The organism is Hymenobacter lapidiphilus (assembly GCF_013377885.1).
Taxonomy (GTDB): domain Bacteria; phylum Bacteroidota; class Bacteroidia; order Cytophagales; family Hymenobacteraceae; genus Hymenobacter; species Hymenobacter lapidiphilus.
The window spans coordinates 1-2,034 of the sequence record NZ_JABKAU010000081.1 but is presented as its reverse complement, the minus strand read 5'-3'; the positions used below and the strand labels follow the sequence as shown (position 1 = coordinate 2,034).

The 2,034-nt window shown below is 53.1% G+C and carries 1 protein-coding gene and 1 rRNA gene; both read right to left on the bottom strand.

The features are described 5' to 3' along the window. Positions 1–71: 71 nt before the first annotated feature. Positions 72–1,590, bottom strand: a 16S ribosomal RNA gene (locus HW554_RS20075). A 196-nt stretch (positions 1,591–1,786) separates the two neighbouring features. Then, positions 1,787–2,034 (bottom strand): hypothetical protein (locus HW554_RS20465; RefSeq protein WP_218134806.1); only part of this gene is annotated, 248 nt, incomplete at its 5' end.

The following is a 2,034-nucleotide window of genomic DNA, read 5'->3' as shown; positions in this document are numbered from 1 at the left end:
TGAATGAAAGGAAAAGACGTTGTGGGTAAGCGTTATTCTTTCGGCGAACCGAAGGGTCGAACAAGCTCCAGAAAGGAGGTGATCCAGCCGCACCTTCCGGTACGGCTACCTTGTTACGACTTAGCCCTAGTTACTTGTTCTACCCTAACTGGCTTCTGTGACGAGCACCAGCTTCAGGTCTACCAAACTTCCATGGCTTGACGGGCGGTGTGTACAAGGCCCGGGAACGTATTCACCGCGTCATTGCTGATACGCGATTACTAGTGATTCCAGCTTCACGGAGTCGAGTTGCAGACTCCGATCCGAACTGAGAACGGTTTTTTGAGATTGGCATCTTGTCACCAAGTAGCAACCCGCTGTACCGCCCATTGTAGCACGTGTGTAGCCCTAGGCGTAAGGGCCATGATGACCTGACGTCGTCCCCGCCTTCCTCACTGCTTGCGCAGGCAGTCTGTTTAGAGTCCCCATCATAACATGCTGGCAACTAAACATAGGGGTTGCGCTCGTTGCGGGACTTAACCCAACACCTCACGGCACGAGCTGACGACGGCCATGCAGCACCTTGCTTTGTGTCCCGAAGGAAAGGCTCATCTCTGAACCGGTCACGCGCATTCTAGCCTAGGTAAGGTTCCTCGCGTATCATCGAATTAAACCACATGCTCCACCACTTGTGCGGGCCCCCGTCAATTCCTTTGAGTTTCACTCTTGCGAGCGTACTCCCCAGGTGGGATACTTACCGCTTTCGCTAAGCCAGTAACAGTATATCGCTACCAGCGAGTATCCATCGTTTACGGCGTGGACTACCAGGGTATCTAATCCTGTTCGCTCCCCACGCTTTCGTGCCTCAGCGTCAGTACCAGCCTAGTCAGCTGCCTACGCAATCGGGGTTCTGGAAGGTATCTATGCATTTCACCGCTACACCTTCCATTCCGCCAACCTCGTCTGGACTCAAGCCCGCCAGTATCCAGGGCAGTTCCACAGTTGAGCTGTGGGCTTTCACCCCGGACTTAACGGGCCGCCTACGCACCCTTTAAACCCAATAAATCCGGACAACGCTTGCACCCTCCGTATTACCGCGGCTGCTGGCACGGAGTTAGCCGGTGCTTATTCCTCAGGTACCGTCAGTGTACCACGCATGGTCTTTTTCTTCCCTGAGAAAAGCCGTTTACAACCCAGAAGGCCTTCATCCGGCACGCGGCATGGCTGGGTCAGACTCTCGTCCATTGCCCAATATTCCCTACTGCTGCCTCCCGTAGGAGTCTGGCCCGTATCTCAGTGCCAGTGTGGGGGATCACCCTCTCAGGTCCCCTAGCCATCGTCGCCTTGGTGGGCTTTTACCCCGCCAACTAGCTAATGGCACGCAACCTCATCCTGAACCAATAAATCTTTAACTACGAAACGATGCCGAAACGTAGTATTATGCGGTATTAATCCGCCTTTCGGCGGGCTATCCCCCAGTTCAGGGCAGATTGGTTACGCGTTACGCACCCGTGCGCCACTAGTGTACTCCGAAGAGAACACCCGTTCGACTTGCATGTATTAGGCCTGCCGCTAGCGTTCATCCTGAGCCAGGATCAAACTCTCCATTGTAAGATTTCTCTACACCCTATCGAAATAGGGCTGATGTCAAGTGCTGATCCGACCCTTAGTATGTCTGACCCAAAGGTCAAACTGATTCGCGTCAATCATTTGCCCTCCGCCTCACGGCTTCAGGACTTACCTATATTGTCTTTTCCAATCATTCAAAGAACGTGTGCAATCTCCCTGTTGGAGTCTGCCGTGTGCCTCACCCAGTGAGGCAGTCTGCGTGTTTCAAGCCCCTTCCGGTCGAAGCGGGCTGCAAAGGTAAGCGCCTTTTCGCAACTTGCAAGCAAACGAAGAAAACTTTTTTGAAGCGTTTCTTTTCTCGTTTACTACGCTCCCCCTTCCGGTCGAAGCGGGCTGCAAAGGTAGAACCCTTTTTGCTTTCTGCAAGACCTGAAGAAGAAAAAGTTTTTCTCTTTTCGGCCTTCCTGCTAACGTGCGCCGCCTTTT